This is a genomic window from Pseudobutyrivibrio ruminis AD2017 (assembly GCF_000424305.1).
In the GTDB taxonomy this organism is placed as follows: domain Bacteria; phylum Bacillota; class Clostridia; order Lachnospirales; family Lachnospiraceae; genus Pseudobutyrivibrio; species Pseudobutyrivibrio ruminis_B.
Genome location: NZ_KE384162.1, coordinates 131612 through 157110, shown reverse-complemented (window position 1 = coordinate 157110; position 25499 = coordinate 131612). Strand labels below are relative to the sequence as shown.

Below are 25499 nucleotides of genomic sequence, written 5' to 3'. Positions count from 1 at the left end.
CAGAACCTACTAATCCCAGGATATTCATATCAAATTATAGCACAACATGTAGTGTTTTCAAACGAATACGAAACAAAAAGATGGATATTTATTTATCAAGGTGCTACTATGTAAAAGACGAGGTGAATAACAATGATTAAACACAAAGACCATTTTCATGGAAGCGATTTAGAAAAAATTGAAAAAATATATGGAATAAAAAAGGAGGATATAATTAGCTTCTCTGCTAACGTAAATCCTCTTGGAATTTCCACCAAATTAAAGGAAGGAATTAAGGAGCATATTGACTGCATCACCACTTATCCCGACAGAGAATATGCTTCTTTGCGTGGCTCCATTGCTGACTACTGTGGCTGCGAATCTGAAAGCGTTATTGTAGGCAATGGCTCCACAGAGCTAATCTCACTTTTTGTTAAGATTGAAAATCCTAAGAAAGCTTTAATTCTAGGACCAACCTATTCAGAATATGAAAGAGAGATATCTTTAGTTGGAGGCAAAACAATCTACTATCCTCTTAAAGAGGAAAACGATTTTGTACTTGATACGAAAGACTTTATCAGCAAGCTTACAGAAGATATCGATATGGTAATCATCTGCAATCCTAACAATCCTACCGGTACTGCTATAAGTTCAGCTGATATGCGTAAGATTTTAGATGCCTGTATGGCCTGCCACATCTTTGTTATGGTTGATGAAACTTATGTTGAATTTGCTGAGGATGTTTCAAAGATTTCCGCTGTAGGTCTTACAAGAACTTATGGAAATATCGCTATTTTACGTGGTACATCGAAATTCTTTGCTTCCCCAGGACTTCGTTTAGGTTATGCAATCTGTTCTAACGAAGATTTGATATCTGAAATTAACAAAAGAAAAGATCCTTGGACTATCAACTCCATCGCTGTAGTAGCTGGAACATTGATGTTTACAGACAAGGATTACATTAACAAAACTAGAAACCTGATTACATCAGAGCGTGACCGTATGTATAAGCTTTTTGAAGAAAGCTCTAGGTTCAAGCCATATAAACCTGAAGGAAACTTCATGCTTCTTAAAATATTGGAGGATGGCTTAACTAGCGGCGAGCTGTTTGACCGATGCATAAAAAAAGGACTCATGATTCGCGATTGTTCTACATTCCCATATTTGGGTGAAAACTACATTCGCTTCTGCTTCATGAATCCATCCGATAACGACAAACTAGCTGCGACATTACTGCAATAAAAAACACCTCATAGGTAACAATCTATAATAATTCTTAAGCGAAGCTTTCTATGCTGAGCGTAGAATTATTATGATTGTTACCGTAATGGGGTGTTTTTTATTGTAACCAAATATCTAAATCTACGTCTCCGTTGATTCCTTCCACACGACCTGTTTCAGAGTACTGCCAAATCTCATATTCGTATGGCCAGTAGAATTCCTTGTTATAGCCTGCAAACCACTTTGGGTATTCTGTAAGCTGTGTCAAATCTAAGAGCATGGCTCCCATTTCTGTATTATGATAAAACATAGGCTGGTAGCCTGCATTTTTAACAGTCTCTAAGAATGTTTTAGTAAGATCAGTTCTGTCCTGAACTGTAAGTCCGTTTGTTCTAGCTGAACTATCTGCAACCTTTTCTACATCAAATACTATTGGTAGCTGCAATGTATATCCATCCAACAATCCAATGACTGTAGATGCCTCTTCTAAAACCTCATCCTGATTGATAGCTTGTGAGAATACATAAACACCTACATCAATGCCAGCAGCCTGTGCCCCCTCAATATTTTGAATGCATTTTTCATCTATAACAAGCTTGCCTGTACCATAGCCTCTGTAAACCGCTCTTATAAAAGCAAATTCAACGCCTTCGGCTTTAACAGCATTCCAATCAATATCTCCCTGATGAGAGCTAACATCAATTCCAAAGCGAGATGTGGTCTGCCCATCATCGGAATATACATATCTTCCATTGTCATCCTCTGAAAGATTATTAATATCAAATTTATTTTTTGTTAAATCATTATTGATAGCGACAAAATTGTATTTTGAATTAGCTGCCACAACTATATATTCAGGATACAACGATTTAAGAACAGAAATCACCGTATTTCCGTTTTCAAGAGATTCCTTGATGGTGGACAATACACTGTTTCGCCCCTGGGCCTTAGCTTCATCCATAAGAGCTTCAACTTCTTCTGTAGAATATGTCTCCTTATCCTGTATCTTAATTCTGCTGTGTGTATCAGCAACTATATAAATGATTCCAACTACAATCAATGTAAAAACAATTGAAAGAATTGATATTAAAAAATATCTAAACGCTTTTTTCATAATATTAATTAGGCATATCAGCAAGTGAACCTATCTGCTTTCTATACCAAACTATCCCCTTCCATTTTCCAAATTTATAACCGATATCTGTAAAGTGTCCAACCTTTTCAAAGCCCAATGCTTCATGAAAAGCGATGCTTGCAGCATTATCATCTGTGATAACACCGTACATAAATTTGTATCCCATAGATTTAAGCTGATTTTCAAGCTCTGAATATAGAAGCTTTCCAATTCCAGATTTCTTAGGTACATCCGGTGCAAGATAAATGGTTGTCTCTACAGCATACTTGTATGCATCATGATGACGAAGTCTTCCACCATATGCCATGCCTACTACCTTGTCATTTTCATCCACAGCAACAATGTAAGGATAATCCTTCTTCGTATTTACGATACTTTCTGCATATTCCTCAACAGATGGATTAACCTCTGTAAATGTTACGTAGGTATTATCAACATAATATCCGTAAATGTCGTGTATTTCCTTAGCATCAGGGGTTTTAGCCTCTCTAATTTTGTACATCATTTTACCCTCCTAATGCAAAATCTATATAAAATGATATCAAAGCGTTGTTTATTATTCAATATTTTCCTTTACAAAATGCCTTTAAGGCTTTATAACTTAATAGTAAAAAAATCAAAGGAAGTGAAATATGAAATACGATACAATACTTTTTGATCTTGACGGAACCTTGCTTTACACACTCGAAGATTTAACAGATTCTATCAACTATATGTTAGACAAATACGGGTTTAAAACCCATTCTATAGATGACGTTAGACAGTTTGTTGGAAACGGCCTTAGAATGCTTGTTGTACGTGCCCTTCCAATGGGTGAAGATTACGAACACTTCGATGAATTCTTCAAAGAATTTGTTGAATACTACAACACTCATAACCTAATCAAGACAAAGCCTTATGATGGAATTATTGAAACCACTAAGGAGCTTGCCGAAATAGGTGTAAAAATGGCAATCGTAACCAACAAGGGTCAAACTGCCAGCGAATCATTACTTGAAGATTTCTTCAAGCCAAATATCAACATCGTTATTGGAGATGATGGTAAGCATCCAAGAAAGCCTGATCCAGCTCCTATCGATATGGCCTTATCAGCACTTGGAGTAACAGACAAATCAAAGGTGCTTTATGTAGGTGATTCCGAAGTTGATGCTGCTGTAGGAGAAAACGCTGGATTAGATTACGTGCTTTGCACATATGGCTTCCGCGACATGGATGTACTATCAAAGTTCAATCCTGTAGCCTATATCGATGATATTCGTAAGTTATTAAATATCGTATATTAAAAAAATATCTAGTTACACTTTACTGTGTAACTAGATATTTTTTATTTCGTATAAGTCTTGTATATAGATACATGATCATAGATGCAACGCCATCCTGATGTGGAGTTGGCAGTGCAGCAAATATATTCTGTTCCCGACTCAGAAACCATTGAGCTTACTGCACAGTTACCAGATTCATTAACAAATCCTGTTTTAGCGCCTTCTATTTCTCCGCCAATATCCTTATCCTCTATTCTACGCAAGAACCAGTTTGATATAGTGATTCCTTCAGGATTTACATTTGTAGCTGTAGAATTGTAAACCTTGGTGCTTAAAACTTCCTTGCAAAGATCGTTATCCAAAGCCGCCATCATGATAATTGATATATCATAAGCAGAGCTGTAATGGTCATCGCTGTGAAAGCCTACTGGATTTGTAAAATGTGAATCCGTAAGTCCTATATCAGCAGCCTGTTCATTCATCATCTTAACGAAGCTATCAATATCTCCTGCAACATACATGGCGAGCTGTGCTGCAGCATCACCGCCAGATGGAAGTATTGTTCCATAGAATAAATCTCTAACTGTAACCTGCTCATCCTCTACAAATCCAGATGTAGAACCGCCGCCCGCGTACGAATAATCTATAGCTTCGTGAGACATTGTTACCACTTCATTAAGCTGGTCTTCTGTAAGATGATTAGCCGCAGTAAGAACTGTCATTACCTTTGTCATGGATGCTGGAACTATTCTATCGTGGGCATTTCTGGTAGCCACTATTTCTTTTGTCTTATTATTGATAAGGACTGCGTTTGAACTAACAACATCTCCTTCAATAGCAACTGTTGCATCACTTTCCTTTGCGCTATAGCTTGGCGCCTTTGGAGTTTTTTCTTCATCTACAGTCTTTTTCTCAACCTTTTCTTCAGAATCACCCTTAGAAGCCACCTTAAGTCCAGTGGATTCTTTTTCTTTAGACTTGTTCTCTTTAGTTTTTTCAGCGGCAACTGATAAGGAATCCTTGCTACCATGTACATGTGTAATTATTAAACCGGCAGAAATGATAATTGCTAAAGAAATGATTGCTATTTCACCGTAAACCTGTATTTTTCGAATGAGCCTTTTTCGCCTTCTATAGGCTTTTCGCTCATCATCAGACATATTTCTAACACTTCTTGACATAATATTATTCTCCGCTCCCCTATAAAACTAATAATAATTTTAGCATTACAGAAGTGCTCATACAATTAAGAACAGAAATTCTGTTAAATATAACGAAAAGGCGGAAAGGTTTGCCCCTTCCGCCTTACATTTACTCAGAATCTATATCATCTTTTATTTTGTTTGCAGTATCAATTGTAAATCGAACCAGGTTGTTATTGATTGTATCAACAGCTGTAGAAACATTTGATGCAGCGTTAGCAACCTTTTCAGAAGAAGCTGCAACTTCCTTGGCTGATTCAGTTACCTTCTCCACATTAGATGCAATTTCCTGTGTGGCTGCAGACTGCTGTTCTGATACCGATGCCATGTTGGTAGCAACATCGTTTACTCTTCTCATCTGCTCAGCCATATCGTTAAGTGTAGAGCTTGCTGTATTTAATTCTGTAGTAATCTGTAAGAATGTATCAGCAGCGTTGTTAATTGATTCTGCACTATTATTAATAAGCTCTGTATTGGCCGTAGATTTCTCTGACAAATCCTTAACTCTATCAGACATCTCTTTAATAATATCAACAATCTGATTTGTTGCATCAGCAGAATTATTTGCAAGAGCACCAATCTCTGTGGCAACAACTGCAAATCCCTTGCCAGCCTCACCAGCTCTTGCAGCTTCAATAGAAGCATTAAGTGAAAGCAGGTTAGTCTGTGAAGAAATAGAATTAATCATATCTACAATCTGAGTAATCTGTTGTGCAGCATCATCTACGCTGCTAACAGCTTCTGCCATATCATTCATAGATTCAACGATGTTGTCCATTTCCTCTGAGACACTCTTCATATCCTTTTGACCAACATCAGCCTTCTTAACCAGACCATTCATTGTATTTTCGATTTCTTCTTCTTCGGTTGTAACATCTGAAATGGTTTGAGCCAAGGTTGTGGCATTTTCAGCTACTTCTGTAACTGCATCAGCCATATCATCGATGTTACTTCTAATCTGATCCATGGATACGGATTGCTCATTAGCAGCAAGCTCCAGATTCTCAGCTGTATCCTTAGATATTTGGGCATCATCAATTAACCTTGTAGACACCGTCTTGATTTCACTTAAACTATTTCGCATACCATTTATAAATCCGCCCATGGCAGTATTCATAAATGCAATCTCATCATTACCTTTCGATGAAATCTCAACAGTGAAATCACCATTTGCAATCTTTTCGATATTTTCAGTAAGCGCTGTTACAGGCTTCTTAATCATATTAGAAAGAACCTTAATCATTACAAGAACAACTATAAGGACTGCAGCTATAGTAAATCCAATAAGAATATATACTATTGTAAAGAGCGAAGCCAAAACTTCTGATCTCTTAGCGTAAATTACTACCTGCCAATCAGTTCCATTTATAGGAGCTGATACCATATAATAAGCAGTTCCTTTAGCCTTAACAGTTTTTACGATTCCATGCTCTTCTGCAAGGAATGAATTAACGCCTGACAAAAATGCATCTTTGTTATCTGCAATATTTGTTCCGCAAATAGAAGTATCCTTGTAGGATAAGATTTGACCTTCACCAGTGACCATAATACAGCCACCAGTCTTGTATAGCTTAACCTCATTTAGCTGCTCTTGAATAGATGTAAGAAGCAAATCAGATGCAAATACACCTTCTCTACCATCCTTTAGCTTAATGTGACGAATTACAGTGGCACACAAATCACCGGTAGCTGCGTCAAAGTAAGGCTGATCATAATAGTAAAACCAGTTATTATCATATCCCATACCTTCTTTATACCAGCCTTTTTCCGCCACTATATAATCTGAATCCGGAACCCAGCCTGATGCATCAAGGAACTTTCCATCATTTGTTCCGATATATGCTCCAAGTGGAATTAGCGGATATCTTTCAACAGTTGGCGCCAGATAGTGAAGAATTGCTGCATCATCCTCAAAGGTTTCATTTTCTACTCCATCAGCTATACCATTCAGATAATAGAAAATAGAATTAAGCTCTTTGTTAACTTCACCTGCTTCGGCAACAACCTGATTATTCAAAGATTTATCAATCAAATCCTTAATCATGCCATAACCAAATGTAATGATAATTCCTTCCGCAAGTAGCGTACTAGCTATCAACATAAGAACAAATAAAAGAGTTAGTCTCTTGCTTATAGCTTTAGGAGATGGTCCTTTTTTAGATTGATTATTTACATTAGTTTGTTTACTCATAGTTTCCTCCTAAACGTACTAAAATATCTAATGTTCAATATACTAGCCACTTATGAAGAAACTGTGTGTAATTTGTTATAAAAAAATACCCGCAAGAAAAAATCTTACGGGTATATATAGTGGACTAGACGGGAGTCGAACCCGTGTCCAAAAGCCAATTCCCGGCCCTTCTACGAGTGTAGTTTGTAATTTGACATTCCCTCCACATGGCTCTTACAAACAAGATACATGCTTTAGTAGCTTCATGATACGCCCGTTACCTCAAAGCTTTGGCAACGTCGTTTCCTACAGAGTCGAAGTCTGGGTCTTAAAGTGTAGGTGCTCTAAGTCAGACTGCAGCAACTAGGCTGCGTATGCTAAATTATCTTCAGCGTTTAATTTTAAGTTTGGCCATTTAACCCATTACCGTGGGACTCGCTTCTTCCGCTGCATGACCCCTGTCGAAACCATTACTAGCCCAAACAATATGCCTTAGCAGCATATTTTATTATATAGGTTTTAGCGCAAAAATCAATAAACTTCTAGTATAAATTGCGATAAACCTTTGCAAGTGGAAGTCCAACAACATTGTTGTAATCTCCACTAATTTCCTTTACAAGTACAGCGCCTTTTCCCTGGATTCCATAAGCACCTGCTTTATCCATAGGTTCCCCTGTTGCGATGTATTTTTTGATAAGCTCATCTGAGTTTTCATACATAGTAACTGCTGTACACTCAAAGAATGTATTAACCGAGCCCGCTTCATCAATGATGGTGACACCTGTGTATACATGATGAGTTTCACCTGAAAGTTCCTTAAGCATTCTAAAGGCATCCGCCTCATCCTTAGGCTTTCCAAGAATCTCCCCATTATATGCAACAACTGTATCAGCTGCAATTATCTTTCTGCCCGGATTTTCTTTTGCAATGGCATTAGCCTTAAGCTGGCTTAAATCCATTACTACCTCTTCCGGCTTTGTCTTATCAGTTACCTCTTCAACATCTGCAGATTTAACCTCAAAATCTACATTTGCCTGTGTAAGTAATTCTTTTCTACGTGGTGAATTGGATGCAAGTATAATCTTCATTATCGTAAATTCCTTACCTTAAAATCTCTTTCTGCTTCGCGTTTCATATCCTTCTTTTGAATATCAGCACGCTTATCATAAAGCTTCTTACCTTTAGCAAGAGCAATCTTAACCTTTACAAGACCATTATTTAAATAGACCTCTAAAGGAACGATTGTGTAACCGCTTTCTTTAATCTTGCTAAGCAAGCGGTTAATCTCTGACTTATGTAAGAGTAGCTTTCTTGGACGAAGTGGGTCACGATTGAAGATGTTGCCCTTTTCATAAGGATTTACATGCATCTGATAGATAAACATTTCACCATTATCTATACGCACAAAAGCTTCCTTTATAGAGCACTGACCAAGTCTCATAGACTTTACCTCTGTTCCATGAAGCTCAATACCTGCTTCATATTCCTCTTCCATGAAATATTCGTGGTAAGCCTCCTTATTATTAGCAATTAACTTTCTACCTTCTTTATTCATGTTTCTATTCTCCTAGGTTTTGGCTCGCTTGTTACGTTAACAAAAATTATAATTCTACGCTCAGCATAGGAAGCTTCGCTTTAGAATTATAATATTTTGTTAACTACAAGCTATCTTAAGTTGGTTAGAATAAAATCTTTTCTAAAAACGTTGGAACTCCTCTAGAATGAAATCAATAGTACGGGCGTTTTCGTCTACGGAATCTAGGATTACGGTTACAGGCTGGCCTAGCTTGAAGGTACGTCCTGTGCGTTCTCCTACAAGTGTAAGATTCTCTTCGATGAAATCATAGTGATCATCATAAAGTGTAGATACATGTACAAGTCCTTCGACAGTGTTTTCAAGCTCTACATACATACCCCAGCCAGTAACTGATGATATAGTTCCTTCAAACTGCTGTCCTATGAATTCCTTCATGAACTGTACCATCTTCAGCTTGTCTACCTCACGCTCACATTCTTCTGCTCTACGCTCCAGCTTGCTGGTTTCAAGAGCTACCTGTGGAAGAATTGATTCGTAGTGAGAAATCTTACGCTCGTTCATTCTACCGCGAAGATGATCCTTTATAATACGATGAATCTGTAAATCAGGATATCTTCTGATTGGAGATGTAAAGTGACAATAATACTGTGCCGCAAGGCCAAAGTGTCCCTTACATTCCGTATCATATCTAGCCTGTTGCATGCTGCGAAGTGTCATTTTAGTAATGACTGCTTCATCCTCATGTCCAGCTAATGACTCAAGCATCTTTTGGATTTCCTTTGGATGAATGCTGTCCTTATTGCCCTTAAGGCTGTAGCCACAGGCTCCAAGGAATCTTGCAAGTGTCTGCATCTTTTCTGGGTCTGGTGCTCCATGGACACGATATACAAAAGGTGACTCCATAAGTGAGAAATGCTCTGCTACTGTTTCGTTAGCAGCAAGCATGAAATCCTCTATAAGCTTATGAGCATCGTTTCTTTCATATGGTGCAAGACCAACCACCTTACCATTTTCGTCAATGATAATGTGAGTCTCTGGGAAATCAAAATCGATTGAGCCTCTCTTCTTACGCTTAGCTCTAAGAATCTTAGAGAGCTCATACATCTTGTCAATCATCTCAGAAACATCAGCGTACTGTGCTCTGATTTCCTCGTCCCCAGTCATTATCGCATATACGTTAGTGTATGTCATGCGATGCTTACTGTGAATGACAGATTCACAGATTTCATGGTCCATAAGTTCGCCCTTTGGATTGAAGGTCATTATACATGAAAGAGCAAGTCTATCTTCTCCTTCATTTAATGAGCACATTCCATTTGAAAGGGTGTGTGGCAACATGGGTATAACTCTGTCTGCAAGATATACAGATGTTCCACGCTTTAAAGCCTCCACATCAAGTGCTGATGATTCTTGGACATAGTTAGTAACATCAGCAATGTGAACACCAAGCACATAGTTTTCTCCATCCATTACAAGAGAAACACCATCATCTATATCCTTTGTATCTTCACCATCAATAGTGACGATAGGTAATTCTCTAAGGTCATTTCTTCCAGCCATATCAGCCTCTGATACAGGCTTAGCTACAGTAGTGGCCTGCTTTAAAACCTTATTTGGGAATTCTGGTTCAATTCCAAAGCCACGAACTATTGATAATATATCTACTCCTGGGTCATTTTTATGACCGATAATTTCGGTAATAACACCTTCTGGCTTGTGGCTGTCATCACCGTAATCTTCAATATGACATACAACCTTGTGACCAGTAACTGCGCCCATATCCTTACCTGCTGGGATAAAGATATCACGATCTAACTTATTGCTATCAGCTACAACAAAGCCAAAGCCTGAGCTCTTTTCGTATGTACCGACAACATCAGAAAAACCATGAGTTATAATTCTAATAACTCTTGCCTCCTGACGCTTGCCTGGCGCACCAAAAGTAAGCACAGCAGCAACAGTATCATCCTGCATAGCAAAGCCTGTGTTGTCTCTGCTAACAAAATAATCCTCATCACTGCCATCTACCTCTATAAATCCATATCCATCCTTATGTGAAATGAATCTTCCTATGATATCAGGTTCGATATTTTCATTTTTAGGTCTATTAGCATTCTTAGCAACCTGGTTTAAAGATTGCTTTCTATTGGCAGCTTCTGCCTTTGATGGTTTCTTGGATTTGTGGTCTTTAAGCTTAACAAATTTCTGCTTGTTTTCAGGTATCTGATATTTGCCGCGCTTAGTAATCTCCACTGCTCCTTCGTCTACCAATTCCTTAAGGACCTCAGCAAATTCTCCTCGCTTGTCTTTTTCAACGTCAAGAAGAATCTCTAATTCCTTTTTCTTCATAGGAATATAGGCCTGACTTTTAAAAACATCCATCAAAAAATGCTTTTGTTTATCGAATTCTTTCATATGCCTCCTAATAATAAAATTGCCACCCCTAAGGGTGGCTTGTTAAGTCCTTGTTAAAATCTTCCAATATTAAGTACTGCTGAAAGTACGAAGAAAAGTATAACGCAAACGCTTGTGAGCTTTACAAGTAAGCCCTCTCTAGAGCGACCCTTGTTACGGCTCCAGTATGAATCAAACTGCTGTCCTGATAAAGAACCAAGTCCGTTCTGCTTTCCTTCCTGGAAAAGAATAATAACTGTGAGTGCCACACATATAGCGATTAATAAAAAAATAAGAACTATCTTTAATGCCTGCATAATTGCCTCCCATTTATAGGCTTAATTTTTATAACTGTTACGGGTTCCGCAACAGTTGAAGTATATCATAGCCCCATACTTAATTCAAGTGAATTTGACAACATTTACTTTAAATATGACCACAATTACTTTATACTATAACATATGCAAAAAGGGGGATTATTATGCTAAGCAATTATTTTGTCTATTTTATTATCTACAGTTTTATTGGTTGGATATACGAAACCTGCTACTGCACCATTCATGAAAAAACATGGCAAAACCGTGGATTCTTGTATGGGCCCTGTATTCCATTATATGGTGTAGGAGCTACATTAGCCCAAATAGTATTTATAGATTTACCCTTTAATGCGCTACACAACGCATCTTACATCACCATCTTTTGTATATGCTCCATTGGTTCTTTCTTCTTAGAATATTTCACATCCTATGCTTTGGAAAAAAGATTCAATGCTAGATGGTGGGACTATTCAGATATGCCACTTAACATAAACGGACGAGTTTGTTTACCATTTACCCTATGTTTTGGTATAGCAGGTATCATCGTCACACAGTTTATTATACCACCGATTATGTTTGGCATGAGTCATGTTCCTCAAACTTTCATTGAATTTTTAGCTTTATTGTTTATGTTCCTATTTGGAATGGATTTGGCATTAACAGTATCTGCTCTTACTACCTTCGCCAAGGATTTCGAACGAATCAATGAGCAGATTAACACTCAGATGTCAGAACGAATTGAACTATTCCAAAACACCTTTAACGAATCTAAAATCGCTAGAATTGAAAAAGCCGCTGAAAAGAAAGAAGCTGCCTTCGTTAAAAAGGAGCTTACATCTGAACGTATTGAAGAAATCAAAGAACAGCTTTCATCTGAAGCCGTTAAAGAATGGATTAAAAACGCAACTGAGACTCAGCGTGGTCAGTTTAGACACATTGCTAAATTCACACATCCTGTTGCCTCAACAAAATCTCTTTTAAATAAAGGTTCTCAATATCTTCGTAATCGAAAAAAATAAAACAAAAATGCTTCCCAATTATGGGAAGCATTTTTTAAGCTATTTATTATTTAGTCTTCTCTTCTGTAGTCTTAACAGCATCCTCTGGCTTTTCAACCTGAGAGATTGCAGCCTTCTGCATTGGAATACGGCAGTTCTTATTGCTACCAAACTCTACGATAACTGTTGTGTCATCAGGAATAGCAATAACAACACCATAAAAACCACTTGTAGTAAGAACAGTATCACCGATTTCAAGAGCAGACATCATAGCTGTCTTTTCCTTCTGCTCCTTCTGCTGTGGGCGAATCATGAAGAAATACATGAATACAAAAAGAACTACTACCCAAATAATCAAGCTGATTGAACTGTTCATACCAGTTGCAGCAAGTAACATTCCATTGTTTAACATTAGATTATCCTCCTACTAACGGCTTTCGCCAAATCACTATAAAATATTCTACAAAAAAATCTATTTAATGGCAACAAAAAAGCTAGATTTTAATATTTATTTAATATTAATCCTCTCCTGCTTCCATTGAAGCCAATTTGTTCTTCTTATAAGTTGCAAACATTCCTGCATCAAGAGCATCTCTTATTTCTTCCATCATTGTATTATAGAAATAGAGATTATGAAGAACACAAAGTCTCATTCCAAGCATTTCCTTTGCTTTAAGAAGATGACGTATGTAAGCTCTAGAATAGGTACGACATGCAGGGCAGCCGCAGCCTTCCTCTATTGGTCTCATATCCTTTTCAAACTTCTGATTGAAAAGGTTAAGCTTACCATGATTAGTATACACATGACCGTGACGACCATTTCTACTTGGATATACACAGTCAAAGAAATCAACACCGCGCTCTACTGCCTCTAAAATATTAGCAGGTGTACCTACACCCATAAGATATGTTGGCTTATTCTGTGGAAGGTATGGAACCACGTGATCAAGCACATCGTACATCTGCTCATGGCTTTCGCCAACAGCAAGACCACCAACAGCATAACCTGGTAAATCAAGCTCTGAGATGGTTTTAGCATGCTCAATTCTAATGTCGTTATAGATGGCGCCCTGATTGATACCAAACAATAACTGCTCTTTATTGATTGTGTCATCTAATGAATTAAGACGAGCCATTTCGGCCTTACATCTATGTAACCATCTGGTTGTGCGAGCAACAGAATCCTCTACGTATTTACGTTCTGCAAGAGCTGGTGGACATTCATCAAATGCCATAGCTATTGTAGAGCCTAGGTTAGACTGAATCTGCATAGACTCCTCTGGACCCATGAAAATCTTGCGGCCATCGATATGAGAATTAAAGGTAACACCTTCTTCTTTAATCTTTCTGATACCTGCAAGAGAGAATACCTGGAATCCGCCTGAATCTGTAAGGATTGGCTTGTCCCATGCCATAAATTTATGAAGACCACCAAGCTCTTTGATAAGCTTATCACCTGTTCTAACGTGAAGATGATAAGTATTTGAAAGCTCTACCTGAGTCTTGATTTGTCTTAAATCGTCAGTAGAGACAGCACCCTTGATAGCCGCTACAGTTCCAACATTCATGAATACTGGTGTTTCAATTACACCATGAACTGTATGGAAACGACCTCTTTTGGCTCTCCCTTCTGTCTTTAATAATTCATACTTCAATTCTTATAAAACTCCTTAATATAATCTAATCTGTCTGTCATATGAGAAAACATTGCATCGCAAATAGTAAGTGCACACATTGCTTCCACAACTACAACCGCTCTTGGTACAATAACAGGATCATGTCTGCCATGAATTTCGATTGTTGTATCCTCATGAGCTTCGTTAACTGTCTGCTGTGCTTGAGCAATAGATGGAGTAGGCTTTATTGCGCATCTGACAATAATATCATCACCATCAGATATACCACCTAATATGCCTCCGCTATGATTTGTAAGCTTTGTAACCTGACCATCTTCCATTTTGAATTTGTCATTGTTAATAGAGCCTACAGTTTTGGAAACTGCGAAGCCATCTCCAATTTCAACACCCTTAACAGCACCGATTGATACTAGTGCCTTTGCAAGACAAGCATCTAATTTATCAAACACCGGGTCACCCACACCAGCAGGCACACCAGTAATTAAGCATTCTATAACGCCTCCTGCGCTATCGTTATTAAGCATGCAAGCCTCAAGATATTCCTCTGCTTTCTTAGCAGCAGTAGGATCTGGCATGCAAAGTGCATTGTTATCTCTTTCAGATAAATCAAAATCATAGATTTTAATATCTCCGATAGATTTAGTATATGCACAAACAGTAACACCAAGCTCTGCTAAAAGCTTTGCACAAATAGCGCCGGCAGCAACTCGGCCAATGGTTTCTCTTCCAGATGAGCGTCCGCCACCTCTGTAATCACGAATACCATATTTTTCTATAAAACCATAATCTGCATGACCTGGTCTAAAACTTTTAGCTATGTTGCTATAATCTTTTGAATGCTGGTCATTATTTTCTACCATAACAGAAATAGGTGTTCCCGTTGTTACTCCCTCAAAAACACCTGATAAAATAGTAACCTTATCAGATTCCGCTCTAGCTGTTGTAAACTTGGACTGTCCAGGTTTTCTCCTATCCAAATAGATTTGAATATCGCTTTCATCAAGCTTTAACCCAGCAGGGATGCCGTCTATGACAGCACCAACACCTTTGCCGTGTGACTCTCCCCAAGTAGTAACTGTAATTCTGCTTCCAAAAGTTGAACCTGACATTGTAACCTCCCTATGGTAAAAAAGAAAAAAGGGCTGTAAAACCAGCCCTTACTACAAGCTATTTAATCTTAACAACAACAATACTGTTAGGCTTAGCAATCTTTATTGGAGCATTCTGCATTAATGAATGTCCAGCCTTTTTATCAATAGTAAAGCTTCTGATTTCGTTTGTATCGTGGTTAAGTGATACATAGTATTTATCTCCAGGTAGAACTGCAAAGCTCTTAGGATAATCGCCACTAATAAAGCTGTGTGAGAAATACTTAATCTTTCCAGATCTTGGGTCTCTTTCGTACATGCAAATTGCATTAAGACCATCTACACTGGCATATAAGAACTTGTCATCATCACCAAACTTAATGTTTGTACCAGTACTGATTTCCTCATCAACACCAACTAAAAGAGATACAGTCTGAATACATTCGAAGTCTGGATGATCTCCAATAATATGATAATCATAAACAAGGATTTCGTTAGACATTTCTGTAATAACGTAAGCGTATTTACCATCCTTAGAAAACTTCATTCTAAGAGGTGCAGAACCCATAGTACATCTAACAATATCTACAAGACGAAGCTTACCTAAATCATAATCTACCTCGTAGATTTTAATCTGATGTAATCCGTTTTCTACAACGCAAAGGAATCTTTCATCCTTTGTAAGCTCAACGCATGTACAGTGTGGGTAAAGTGGTCTGTCAGCAACTGACTTACCAATACCCTGATGGAAAATACCATCTGCAATACCAGCAATTGAGCCATCGTCGTTTAACTTCATCATTGTTACACGGCCATCATGATAGCCTGCAACAAATAAATATCTATTCTGAGAATCAACACAGAGGTTACATCCTCTCATACCACCAACCCATTCCTGGTTGATTTTCTCTAAGTCACCATTTTCAAGAATCTTGAATGCTGCAACACCTTCATCTGCAATTGAATAAAGGTATTTATTGTCATGTGAATTAATAATATCAGATGGGTTATTAATAGGCGCTACACTTCTTTCTGTTAATACTCCAGTGTCTGGATTTACATCATAAACATAGATACCAACACTAGTCTCATGTGTGTAAGTGCCTACATAAGCTACATATTTACTATCTGCCATTTGTATTCTCCTCGTAACTAAATATTATGCTTCTTTTCTTCTTAGAATATCAAATTCATCAGGTGTAACACTTAATTTAATAAATAGCTTTTGCTTAGGATGTGGACAAGATTCCATATCCTCGCCCTCTTCATTTTTAATTCCAAGAACTTGTACTTCTATATTATCACCATTTGGCTTCATAATTTCAATAGTTTCACCTACAGAAAATTTATTACGCTGCTCGATTTCGAAGTAGTCTTCAGAATTCTTAGGACCTGCAATTCCAAGGTAAGTATAGCCAATATTATATGTGTTATTATCGTATATCTGAGATTCTTCTGATGGCTTACCATAGAAAAATCCTGTTGTAAACTGACGATAAGTACAAGCTGAAATCTGTTCCTTATACCAATCTAAGTTAGCAAGATATTTCTCTTCAGATTCCTTGCAATCGTCAATAGCCTTACGATATGTACGAGCAACTGTTGCAACATAAAGGGCTGTCTTCATACGGCCTTCGATTTTGAAGCTGTCGATACCTGATGAAAGTAAATCAGGTATGTGCTCAATCATGCAAAGGTCCTTTGAATTGAAGATATATGTTCCACGCTCGTTTTCGTATACTGGAAGGTATTCGCCTGGACGCTGCTCCTCTACTACAGCATACTTCCATCTACATGGATGTGTGCAAGCACCCTGGTTTGCATCTCTTCCTGTAAAATAGTTAGATAGCAAGCATCTTCCTGAATATGAAATGCACATAGCACCGTGAATGAAGGTTTCAATTTCAAGATCATCAGGAATATTTGCTCTGATTTCTTTAATTTCTTCTAAAGAAAGCTCTCTAGCTGAAACAACACGGTGTGCGCCAAGATCATGCCAGAACTTGTATGTACCATAGTTTGTGTTGTTAGCCTGAGTACTGATATGTCTTTCAATATCTGGGCAGATTTCCTTTGCTAACATAAATATAGCTGGGTCTGCAATAATAAGAGCATCTGGCTTAATCTCCTTAAGCTCTTTAAAGTATTCCTTAACACCCTCTAAATCACCATTATGGGCAAGGATATTAGCAGTAACGTAAACCTTTACACCATGCTCATGGGCAAAGCGAATACCCTCTATCATATCCTCCTTTGAGAAGTTCTTAGCCTTGGCTCTAAGACCATAAACTTCTCCACCAATATAAACCGCATCAGCTCCATAAATAACTGCAACCTTAAGAACCTCTAGGCTGCTTGCAGGAACTAGTAATTCTGTTTCTCTCATTTTATTCCTTTCACACTAATACTAACTCCATCCCCCAATGGCAATATCGTTGTTGTATAGCCTTCATCATGGGTAAGCTCGTAAAGATAATCTCTCATTCGTTTGTGAATGGTACGATTACGTCTTGTGATAGCGTATCTGGATTCTATTATGTCACCATCCTGTAAAACATTGTCGGTAACTATAACACCAGCATCTGCTGTAAGACGTTTGATTTCTGGCCAAAAATTGATGTACTGTCCCTTTGCCGCATCCATAAATACAAAATCAAAAGGACCATCCAAGGTAGGAAGAACCTCCATAGCATCACCTTCAATAAGGGTGATTTGATTCTCATAGCCCATCTTTTTAATATTATCTTTTGCAATTGGAATTCTAGGTGGATAATTCTCAATAGTTGTAATAAGAGCATCCTCACCTGCACACTTAGCCATAAGACATGCGGAAAATCCAACTGCTGCGCCTACCTCTAAAATCCTCTTAGGCTTATTCATAGTAATAAGTGTTGTAAGAAGATTGATTGTCTCATCCCTGATGATAGGTACGAAATTCTCTCTGGCTTCCTTGCGGATTGAAGAAAGTGTTTCATCAAGCTCAGGGTAGAGACTGTTTAGATAAGTAGTATATCTTTCATCTACAATCATTTTAAACTTCCATGATGATTGGAATAATCATTGGACGGCGCTGTGTTTCATGCCATACGAAATCAGAAAGATTGTCTCTGATATCACCCTTAATTTTGTTCCAATCAGTAATATTCTTTTCTTGTAAAACGTCCATTGTATCTGCAAGTACTGCTCTAGCACTTTCCATAAGGTCTTCTGAATCTCTAACGTAAACGAAACCACGAGATACAATATCTGGACCAGCAAGTACTGTACCAGAAGCACCATCAAGTGTAAGTACAACGATGATGATTCCATCCTCAGCAAGCTTTTGTCTGTCACGTAAAACGATGTTTCCAACATCGCCAACACCGATACCATCAACCATGATAGCACCAGTATGAACATGACCAGCAATCTTCGAATAGTTATCACCAAGCTCTAAAACATCACCTGAGTGAAGGATTTTGATATGATCGTGATCCCAGCCTAAAGACTCTGCAATTTTAGCCTGAGCAACCAAATGCTTGTACTCGCCATGAACTGGAATTGAAAACTGTGGACGTACCAAAGAATAAATAAGCTTTATTTCTTCGGCGCAAGCATGTCCTGAAACATGAACATCCTGCATAACGATTTCAGCTCCACGCATAGTTAAATCGTTGATAACATTTGAAACTGCCTTCTCATTACCAGGGATTGGATGAGAAGAAAATACAATCATATCACCTGGCTTAATCTGAACCTTTTTGTGAGTTCCGTTAGCCATACGAGAAAGAGCTGCCATTGATTCACCCTGTGAACCAGTTGTAACAAGAACAACCTTCTCGTCTGGATATGACTTAAGTGATTCGATATCGATAAGTGTATTATCTGGAATATGTAAATATCCAAGCTTTGAAGCTGTCTCGATGGTGTTAACCATTGAACGACCTTCTACACATACCTTACGACCATATTTGTCTGCAGAGTTAATAATCTGCTGAACTCTATCTACATTTGATGCAAATGTTGCGATAATGATACGGCTGCTATCGTTATCAGCGAAGATTGAATCAATAGTCTTACCAACAGTCTTTTCAGATGCTGTAAAACCAGGACGCTCTGCGTTTGTAGAATCGCACATTAGAGCAAGTACACCCTTTTTGCCGATTTCACCTAAACGCTGTAAATCGATTGGGTCACCATAAACTGGTGTGTAATCAACCTTGAAATCTCCTGTGTGCACAATGATTCCTGCTGGAGAATAAATAGCAAGAGCTGCAGCATCCTGAATACTATGGTTAGTACGGATAAATTCAACTCTGAAATCTCCTGCATTAATATGTGTACCGTATTTAACAACCTTACGCTTAACCTTTGTAAGCATTTTGTGCTCTTCAAGCTTATGCTCAATCAATCCGTTTGTAAGCTTTGTCGAATAGATTGGACAAACATTAAGCTCCTTAAATACATAAGGGATTGCACCAATATGGTCCTCGTGGCCATGAGTAATGAAGAATCCCTTAAGCTTATCCTGATTATCCTTAAGATATGTTATATCTGGAATAACCAGATCCACGCCCAACATATCATCCTCAGGAAAGGAAAGTCCGCAATCCACCACAATAATACTGTCTTTATATTCAAAGGCAGTAATATTCATGCCGATTTGCTCTAGACCTCCAAGTGGAATAATCTTTAGCCTTTCAGCTGTGTTTTCAGTTTTCTTTTTCAAAAAATAACCTCCTAATTTTAATTAATAATCCAAGTCGGCATCCTCGCCAACTAACTCATCAAATAACTTTGCAACTGCTTCAAATTCAACGTCATCCTCTACGAATTCGTAGACACTCTCGTCTCCTTCTACAGAAACCTCTTTGAGGATAGACGCTTCAGCATCCTCGTCCTCATTGTCGTTATCGCATACTAATAAATACTTGTTGCCAGAAAGCATAGTTTCTTCTACAACAAATAACTTAATATCATTTCCATCTTCGCCTGGTAAAATAATTGGTTCCATATTAACTCCTATTATCCAAATAATCCTGTAAAATAATTGCTGCGGCAATTTGGTCTATATATTTCTTACGATCTTTTTTAGCTACACCAGATTCCTCAAGAATCTCATCAGCATAGACTGTAGTAAGTCGTTCGTCAACTAAGGCAATTGGAATGCTGACACGTTTTTCTAGAAGCTCCTTGAACTTAAGTGTGTCTTCGCATCTAAAGCCTTCGCTATCATCCATGTTTCTAGGGTATCCTAAAACGATAAGCTCAACACCGTATTCTTCACAGATATCCTTAATGCGAACTAAAGTGTGACGCAAAGCGCTTGCTCTTTCTCTAGTGATTGTTTCCAATTCCTGTGCAGTCAAAAGTAAAGGGTCACTAATTGCGACCCCTACTGTCTTTGTTCCATAATCAAGGCCGAGTATTCTACCACTCATTACTTACTCCAGCTCTCATTTTCAATATATTCCTTGAGCATTTCTTCAACCAGCTCATCACGTTCAACCTTCATAATAAGGCTTCTTGCATTATTATGACTGGTGATGTATGTAGGATCTCCAGACATGATGTATCCAACAATCTGATTTACAGGATTATAGCCCTTTTCTGATAAAGCGCTGTATACCTGCTCAATCACATCCTTTACACCAACTGGATTTTCCTTCTGAACTTTAAAATATTGAGTGTTACTTAAATCTGCCATATCTACCTCGTCTTTACTCAAATTTAGCCACGTTACAAGTTATTACTTTAATATTAATATAGAAACTAGCAAATTTCAACACGCAAGTGCTCATAATCTGGTGTAATTTCTGTTGCCTTAACCTTTAATATAGTGTTAGATAAATCTTTATCATCAGCTTTAATCATGCATTTAATATATTCCTTAGAAAAGCCTACAAAATATTCTTCACCATCTATGGTTTGTCTTTCCTCAAAAAGAACATCAAGCTCTTTTCCTATAAAAGACATTCTATATTCTTTTGTTTTTTCCAAGCCAAGAGAAATAAGCTTTGCGCTTCTTTCCTTTTTAGCAGCGTTTGTAATCTGTCCTGGCATTTTTGCAGCCTTTGTTCCTGCTCTCTTTGAGTAAGCAAAAACATGAAGCTCCGCAAACTTTATAAAATCTACATAATTCAATGTAGTATCAAACTCTTCTTCAGTTTCACCTGGGAAGCCTACAATTATATCTGTTGTAATAGCTGGATTATCAAAATACTTTCTAAGAATTTCAACGCCCTTTGTATATTCTTCAATAGAGTATTTTCTATTCATTCTTACAAGCACGCTGTCGCAGCCTGATTGAAGAGATAAATGAAAATGTGGGCACATCTTAGATAATGCTGAAACTCTCTTTGCGAAATCCTCTGTAACAATCTGAGGTTCCAAGGAACCCATTCTGATTCTTTCAATACCATCTATGTTTTGAACAGCTTCAAGCAAATCTGCTAATCCAAATTCTGTTCCTGTACCAAATGAGCTAAGATGAATACCTGTGATTACAACCTCTTTATAGCCTGCCTTTGCAAGACCTGTAACCTCATTTACAACATCATCGATTGCTCTACTTCTGATTCGACCTCTAGCAAATGGAATAATGCAATAGCTACAGAACTGATTGCAGCCATCCTGAACCTTAACGAATGCTCTGGTATGCTCTGAATCCTTTTCAATAAGCATATCCTCGTAATCAACATTGCCATCATTTATATCAAAATAATCCAAAATAGGACCATCATTTTTATCAAGCTTATCAAAATATTCGTGAATCATAATAACTAAGTCGTTCTTTTTGTTATTTCCAAGAATAATATCTGCGCCTAATTCATCAGCAATATCCTTGCCAAAGTTCTGAACATAACATCCAGTTGCTACTACACAGGCATCTGGATTAAGCTTTTTACATTTATGAATCATCTGGCGAGATTTTCTATCGGCGATATTCGTCACTGAGCATGTATTTATTACATAAACATCAGCTTCCTCATTAAAGTCCACTATAGTGAAGCCATCCTTTTTAAGAAGCTCTTCCATAGCCTCTGTTTCGTATGCATTAACCTTGCAACCAAGGTTGTGTAAAGCAGCCTTTTTCATGAATTTAAAACCTTTCTATAATCACTAAAAATATTGAAAAACCAAAGAGTTTGTTGACTTTTACATACCATTGCTTTAGTATTAAACCATACAAAAACTTTGGAGGAGGCAAGCAGAATGAAAACAGTTCAAATTTCTCTTAACTCAATTGACAAGGTAAAGTCATTTGTTAATACAATCAGTCAGTTCGACTATGATTTTGATCTTGTTAGCGGACGTTATGTAATCGATGCTAAGTCAATCATGGGTATTTTCTCACTTGATTTATCAAAGCCTATCGACCTTACAGTACACGCTGAGGGAGATGCTGAAGACGTAATGTCAACATTAAAGGATTACATCGTTTAATCTTTTATACCTAGTAAATATTTATGAGCTTTGCTTAATAGCAAAGCTCATATTTTTTTATCTTACTTTTATAATTTCTACACTGTCTATTGCAGCTTGCATAAGCTCATCTATCTTCTCATCTAATAAATGCTCGTGCTTTTCAATAGCCTCAAGCTTTGGCTTTGTAACAGGATGCTTAGCTACAAATATAGTACAGCAATCCTCATATGGTAAAATAGATGTCTCGTATGTATCAATCTTTTCTGAAATATCTACAATATCCTGCTTATCAAAAGCGATAAGTGGTCTGTAAACTGGAAGTGAGCAAACAGCGTTTGTACAGTTAAGAGACTGCATTGTCTGGCTGGCTACCTGTCCAATTGATTCGCCTGTAACAAGTCCGATACAATCGTTTTGCTTAGCGAAATATTCAGCAAGACGCATCATGTAACGACGCATGATGATAGTAAGCTCCTCATGAGCACACTGCTGATAAATATATAACTGAATATCAGTGAAGTTTACAATATGTAAATCGATTGGTCCTGAGTACTTTGCAACAAGCTTTGCAAGGTCAACAACCTTCTGCTTAGCCTGCTCTGAAGTATAAGGTGGTGCATGGAAATATGTAGCTGAAAGTGTAACACCACGCTTTGAAATCATATAACCAGCAACTGGTGAATCAATACCACCTGAAAGAAGAAGCATTGCTTTACCAGCTGTACCAACAGGCATACCATGTGGTCCTGGGATTTCTGTAGAATAAATAGCAATGTTCTCTCTTACTTCAACGTAAATGATTCTATCTGGATTATGTACATCTACTCTCATTTCTGGGAATGCATCAAGAAGTCTTGCTCCAACCTCTGCAGCAACCTCCATAGATGTCATTGGATACTGCTTATTAGCACGACGTCCAAATACCTTAAATGAGAAATTCTTATCCTCGAATTCTTCATCAACATACTTAACTACTGCCTCTGCAAGCTTATCAAAGCCTTCATCAGGGACAACTACTGTAGGACAGATTGCGCTGATACCAAATACATGCTGTAAAGCATCTACTGCATCATCATAATCATACTCACCATCAACAGAAACAAAGATTCTTCCGCTCTGCTTCTTAACAACGAAATGCCCTTCAACTGAATCAAGGGCTCTTTTAATCTGACGTACTAATGCATCCTCAAACACATAACGGTTCTTACCTTTTACGCCGATTTCTGAATACTTAATCAAAAATGCCTGATATGTCATATTACCTTCCTTTAACTATAAAACCATCTTTGGTACTAAATCTTTAAGGGCTGCTATTGCTGCATCTACCTCTTCAAAGGTATTCTCTGGGCAAAAGCTAAACCTTATTGTTCTCTCTAATAAATCCTTTTCAAGACCGATAGATTTAAGAGTCTCGCTGATAGCAGGCTTGTTTGAAGAACATGCTGAGCCTGCAGAAACATAAATATCGTATCCGTCCTGTAAAGCATTGAGCATAACCTGTGCTCTGGTTCTGTTGCCTTTAATAGAAACGCTGACAATCTGTGGTGCACTGTCCTCTCCTGTGTGGCCGTTAACCTGAACACCATCAATTGATTCTACACCTTCTATTAATCTGGCTTTTAAAGCATACAAATGCTCTCTGTTATTGTCAAGATTATCATAAGCTTCCTTAGCAGCTACACCAAGAGCAGCAATAGCTGGAACATTTTCTGTACCAGAACGCATACCGCTTTCGTGTCCTCCGCCTAAAATCTGAGGAACCACTCTAACCTTGTCTTTAATATATATAAATCCTGAACCCTTAGGTCCATGAATCTTATGTCCACTAACTGTAAGAATATCAATTCCAAGCTTTTTTGGAATAATTGTCATTTTTCCAAATGCCTGAATACAATCTGTATGGAAAATGATATCTGGATTTGCCTTCTTAACGATTTTACAAGCCTCTGCTATTGGCTGAAGACTTCCGATTTCGTTGTTTACCATCATCATTGATACTAAAATAGTATCTTCTCTTAATGCAGCTTTAAGCTCGTCTAAAGAGACAACTCCATATTCATCTGTACCAAGATAAGTTACCTCAAAGCCTTCCTTTTCAAGAGCTTTTACAGGGTTAAGAACGCTGGCGTGTTCAATCTTTGTAGTGATGATGTGCTTGCCAAGACGCTTTTTAGCCTCTGCAGCCCCGCGGATAGCTAAGTTATTTCCTTCTGTACCGCCGCTGGTAAAATAGATTTCCTTAGGCTGACATTTAAGGATTCCTGCAATTATTTCTCTAGATTCTTTAAGATAATCCTTACCTCTATATCCCATTTTATGAAGTGATGAGGGATTACCAAAGTTTTCCTGCAAACATTCCTGCATTATTTTCATAGCACCATCAGAACATCTGGTGGTAGCTGAATTATCAAAGTAAATCATTTAAACCTCACATTTAAGCATCAACATAGAAAGTGTACAAATAGCGGCAGTTTCAGTTCTAAGTATTCTTCTACCAAGAGAAATAATACTGCAGCTATCTTTTACTAAATCAATTTCAGACTGGTCAAAACCGCCCTCTGGCCCGATAAATACACCAATGCTTTGACCCTGCTTTATGGAATCCAAAACATCAAAGGTATCCTTCATGCCATTTTTGCTTTCGTATGGGAGCAAATTAATATCCAGGCTCTTTGCATATTCGAAAGCTTCCTTGTAGGTCATAAAATCATGAACCTGCGGAATTATTGAGCGCTTTGACTGCTTTGCTGCTGTAGCTGCCACAGTCTGATATCTTGTAAGCTTTGACTTTTTCTTTTTATCATCCAGCTTAACTATACAGTTTTTCATTTCAACTGGAATGATTTCATAAACACCAAGCTCAACACATTTTTCTATTATAGTTTCCATTTTGTCGCCCTTTGGCAAGGCCTGGAAAAGATAGATTTTGTTGGAAAGCTCGGTAGATGGTACCTCCTCTTTAACTGTTGCGATAAGCTCCTTATCCGTAATATCACTAACTTCGCATAGGAAATTAGAGCCTGCAGCTGTGGAAACACGTATTACCTCTCCACGCTTAAGACGAACCACCCTAACAAGGTGATGCATATCATCACCTGTTATAACAAAGCTATTATCAATTGGATTGTCATTTACAAATATCTGTTGCATAG

The 25499-nt window shown here is 37.8% G+C and carries 26 protein-coding genes and 1 other RNA gene; 4 read left to right on the top strand and 23 right to left on the bottom strand.

Annotated elements, in window-relative coordinates:
• Window positions 1-132: 132 nt before the first annotated feature.
• Window positions 133-1221 (top strand): pyridoxal phosphate-dependent aminotransferase, encoded by a 1089-nt coding sequence (locus tag G611_RS0110895; protein ID WP_028243631.1) that lies wholly within the window; start codon window positions 133-135, stop codon window positions 1219-1221.
• A gap of 97 nt (window positions 1222-1318) precedes the next feature.
• Here G611_RS0110895 and G611_RS14750 read toward each other — a convergent pair whose 3' ends face one another.
• Both G611_RS14750 and G611_RS0110885 read right to left on the bottom strand, forming a co-directional pair.
• Complete coding sequence (locus G611_RS14750) at window positions 1319-2314, bottom strand: glycoside hydrolase family 25 protein (RefSeq protein WP_051195229.1); 996 nt, start codon at window positions 2312-2314, stop codon at window positions 1319-1321.
• A 4-nt stretch (window positions 2315-2318) separates the two neighbouring features.
• Window positions 2319-2840, bottom strand: a complete 522-nt coding sequence (locus tag G611_RS0110885; protein WP_028243630.1) for a GNAT family N-acetyltransferase — start codon at window positions 2838-2840, stop codon at window positions 2319-2321.
• A gap of 127 nt (window positions 2841-2967) precedes the next feature.
• Here G611_RS0110885 and G611_RS0110880 point away from each other — a divergent pair, with 127 nt between their 5' ends.
• On the top strand, window positions 2968-3618 hold the full coding sequence (locus tag G611_RS0110880) for an HAD family hydrolase (RefSeq protein ID WP_028243629.1): 651 nt from the start codon (window positions 2968-2970) through the stop codon (window positions 3616-3618).
• Window positions 3619-3659: 41 nt separating this feature from the next.
• Here G611_RS0110880 and G611_RS0110875 read toward each other — a convergent pair whose 3' ends face one another.
• The 7 genes from G611_RS0110875 to secG form a co-directional block, all read right to left on the bottom strand.
• On the bottom strand, window positions 3660-4778 hold the full coding sequence (locus G611_RS0110875; protein ID WP_051195228.1) for a D-alanyl-D-alanine carboxypeptidase family protein: 1119 nt from the start codon (window positions 4776-4778) through the stop codon (window positions 3660-3662).
• A 130-nt stretch (window positions 4779-4908) separates the two neighbouring features.
• Complete coding sequence (locus tag G611_RS14745; protein ID WP_051195227.1) at window positions 4909-6990, bottom strand: methyl-accepting chemotaxis protein; 2082 nt, start codon at window positions 6988-6990, stop codon at window positions 4909-4911.
• A gap of 117 nt (window positions 6991-7107) precedes the next feature.
• Window positions 7108-7449: a transfer-messenger RNA gene (ssrA, locus tag G611_RS15655) on the bottom strand.
• A gap of 62 nt (window positions 7450-7511) precedes the next feature.
• Window positions 7512-8057, bottom strand: coding sequence for a Maf family protein (locus G611_RS0110865; protein WP_036949140.1), 546 nt, complete (start codon window positions 8055-8057; stop codon window positions 7512-7514).
• The gene (gene smpB, locus G611_RS0110860) at window positions 8057-8524 is read right to left on the bottom strand and encodes an SsrA-binding protein SmpB (RefSeq protein ID WP_028243626.1); all 468 of its coding nucleotides are present in this window, start codon (window positions 8522-8524) and stop codon (window positions 8057-8059) included. Before smpB ends, G611_RS0110865 begins: the two co-directional genes overlap by 1 nt.
• A 141-nt stretch (window positions 8525-8665) precedes the next feature.
• Complete coding sequence (rnr, locus tag G611_RS0110855; protein ID WP_028243625.1) at window positions 8666-10921, bottom strand: ribonuclease R; 2256 nt, start codon at window positions 10919-10921, stop codon at window positions 8666-8668.
• 53 nt (window positions 10922-10974) lie between these two features.
• Window positions 10975-11217, bottom strand: a complete 243-nt coding sequence (gene secG / locus G611_RS0110850) for a preprotein translocase subunit SecG (RefSeq protein WP_028243624.1) — start codon at window positions 11215-11217, stop codon at window positions 10975-10977.
• A 164-nt stretch (window positions 11218-11381) separates the two neighbouring features.
• Here secG and G611_RS14740 point away from each other — a divergent pair, with 164 nt between their 5' ends.
• Complete coding sequence (locus tag G611_RS14740; RefSeq protein ID WP_051195226.1) at window positions 11382-12236, top strand: putative ABC transporter permease; 855 nt, start codon at window positions 11382-11384, stop codon at window positions 12234-12236.
• 46 nt (window positions 12237-12282) lie between these two features.
• Here the strand turns inward: G611_RS14740 and yajC are convergent, their stop codons facing one another.
• The 11 genes from yajC to mtaB all read right to left on the bottom strand — a co-directional run bounded on the left by yajC (window position 12283) and on the right by mtaB (window position 22017).
• Window positions 12283-12627: a preprotein translocase subunit YajC gene (yajC, locus tag G611_RS0110840; protein WP_242824278.1), complete on the bottom strand. Its 345-nt coding sequence runs from the start codon at window positions 12625-12627 to the stop codon at window positions 12283-12285.
• 106 nt (window positions 12628-12733) lie between these two features.
• Window positions 12734-13870 (bottom strand): tRNA guanosine(34) transglycosylase Tgt, encoded by a 1137-nt coding sequence (gene tgt, locus G611_RS0110835; protein ID WP_028243622.1) that lies wholly within the window; start codon window positions 13868-13870, stop codon window positions 12734-12736.
• Complete coding sequence (gene aroC, locus G611_RS0110830; protein WP_028243621.1) at window positions 13867-14961, bottom strand: chorismate synthase; 1095 nt, start codon at window positions 14959-14961, stop codon at window positions 13867-13869. Before aroC ends, tgt begins: the two co-directional genes overlap by 4 nt.
• Before the next feature lie 58 nt (window positions 14962-15019).
• On the bottom strand, window positions 15020-16075 hold the full coding sequence (locus G611_RS0110825; RefSeq protein WP_028243620.1) for a lactonase family protein: 1056 nt from the start codon (window positions 16073-16075) through the stop codon (window positions 15020-15022).
• Between the two features lie 24 nt (window positions 16076-16099).
• On the bottom strand, window positions 16100-17326 hold the full coding sequence (locus G611_RS0110820) for a peptidase U32 family protein (RefSeq protein ID WP_028243619.1): 1227 nt from the start codon (window positions 17324-17326) through the stop codon (window positions 16100-16102).
• Window positions 17323-17970: an O-methyltransferase gene (locus G611_RS0110815; protein ID WP_028243618.1), complete on the bottom strand. Its 648-nt coding sequence runs from the start codon at window positions 17968-17970 to the stop codon at window positions 17323-17325. The genes G611_RS0110820 and G611_RS0110815 overlap by 4 nt, the downstream gene beginning before the upstream one ends.
• Window position 17971: 1 nt before the next feature.
• A complete protein-coding gene (locus G611_RS0110810; protein WP_028243617.1) occupies window positions 17972-19648 on the bottom strand; it encodes a ribonuclease J in 1677 nt (558 codons plus the stop codon).
• Between the two features lie 21 nt (window positions 19649-19669).
• Window positions 19670-19933 carry a DUF1292 domain-containing protein gene (locus G611_RS0110805; protein ID WP_028243616.1) on the bottom strand — a complete coding sequence of 88 codons (264 nt, stop codon included), beginning with the start codon at window positions 19931-19933 and terminating at the stop codon, window positions 19670-19672.
• A 1-nt stretch (window position 19934) separates the two neighbouring features.
• On the bottom strand, window positions 19935-20360 hold the full coding sequence (gene ruvX, locus G611_RS0110800) for a Holliday junction resolvase RuvX (protein ID WP_028243615.1): 426 nt from the start codon (window positions 20358-20360) through the stop codon (window positions 19935-19937).
• Window positions 20360-20626, bottom strand: coding sequence for an IreB family regulatory phosphoprotein (locus G611_RS0110795; RefSeq protein ID WP_028243614.1), 267 nt, complete (start codon window positions 20624-20626; stop codon window positions 20360-20362). The genes ruvX and G611_RS0110795 overlap by 1 nt, the downstream gene beginning before the upstream one ends.
• A 65-nt stretch (window positions 20627-20691) precedes the next feature.
• Window positions 20692-22017 carry a tRNA (N(6)-L-threonylcarbamoyladenosine(37)-C(2))-methylthiotransferase MtaB gene (gene mtaB / locus G611_RS0110790; RefSeq protein WP_028243613.1) on the bottom strand — a complete coding sequence of 442 codons (1326 nt, stop codon included), beginning with the start codon at window positions 22015-22017 and terminating at the stop codon, window positions 20692-20694.
• 117 nt (window positions 22018-22134) lie between these two features.
• On the opposite strand from mtaB, the gene G611_RS0110785 reads away from it, so the two are divergent.
• Window positions 22135-22365, top strand: a complete 231-nt coding sequence (locus G611_RS0110785) for an HPr family phosphocarrier protein (RefSeq protein WP_028243612.1) — start codon at window positions 22135-22137, stop codon at window positions 22363-22365.
• Between the two features lie 57 nt (window positions 22366-22422).
• Here the strand turns inward: G611_RS0110785 and thiI are convergent, their stop codons facing one another.
• Genes thiI through G611_RS0110770 form a run of 3 tightly spaced genes read right to left on the bottom strand, consistent with a single transcriptional unit; the run spans window position 22423 to window position 25497 of the window.
• Window positions 22423-23604, bottom strand: coding sequence for a tRNA uracil 4-sulfurtransferase ThiI (thiI, locus tag G611_RS0110780; protein ID WP_028243611.1), 1182 nt, complete (start codon window positions 23602-23604; stop codon window positions 22423-22425).
• Between the two features lie 15 nt (window positions 23605-23619).
• Window positions 23620-24768: a cysteine desulfurase family protein gene (locus G611_RS0110775; protein ID WP_028243610.1), complete on the bottom strand. Its 1149-nt coding sequence runs from the start codon at window positions 24766-24768 to the stop codon at window positions 23620-23622.
• The gene (locus G611_RS0110770; protein ID WP_028243609.1) at window positions 24769-25497 is read right to left on the bottom strand and encodes an RsmE family RNA methyltransferase; all 729 of its coding nucleotides are present in this window, start codon (window positions 25495-25497) and stop codon (window positions 24769-24771) included. It lies immediately after the preceding gene.
• Between the last annotated feature and the right edge of the window lie 2 nt (window positions 25498-25499).